1 pseudogene is annotated in these 525 nt (G+C 42.3%); it reads left to right on the top strand.

Annotated features, from left to right (window positions below):
- Window positions 1-262: pseudogene (locus R7Z77_RS28275) on the top strand (hemolysin); the annotation flags it as partial.
- Window positions 263-525 lie beyond the last annotated feature (263 nt).

Genomic DNA, 525 nt, shown 5'->3' with positions numbered 1-525 from the left:
TACCAGCATGCTAACCGCATTGGGAGATTTACAGTTGCTATCTCGCGTGATCGCTCGAATTGACGAAGGCAAAGGCGTTCCGGTATTACTGCGCCAATATTTGAGTTTGAATGGTAAGTTGGTGTGTTTTAACGTCGATCCGGCGTTTAACAACGCACTGGATGGATTGATTATGGTGGATTTACGCGATGTACCTGAGAAAACGCTGGCACGTTATATGGGGAGTGAAAACGCACGCGAGTATTTAGCTATGAACAATTAACCGTCGTCTACAAACGTAGGAGGTATCGCGCTGCTCAAAATCGCTCTAAACAAAACGTGTGCAGCGTGATACGTTATTTGCTCATAAAACATTAAAAACAAAGTGTTTAGTTAAACTCATCGCAAAAAGGCCACTCATCTCCAGCTTTAATCCACAAAACGCCAACATCGCGCAAACGTTCACGTTATAAACTTTCACAAAACCTCAAAATGGTTATAGATCACATTTCAAATCAAACCGAACGCCAAACAAAATGTGACCTT

The sequence above is a fragment of the Vibrio sp. 1401 genome (genome assembly GCF_033340295.1).
The sequence above is the reverse complement of the archived record's forward strand: the minus strand, read 5'-3'. Positions and strand labels throughout refer to the sequence as shown.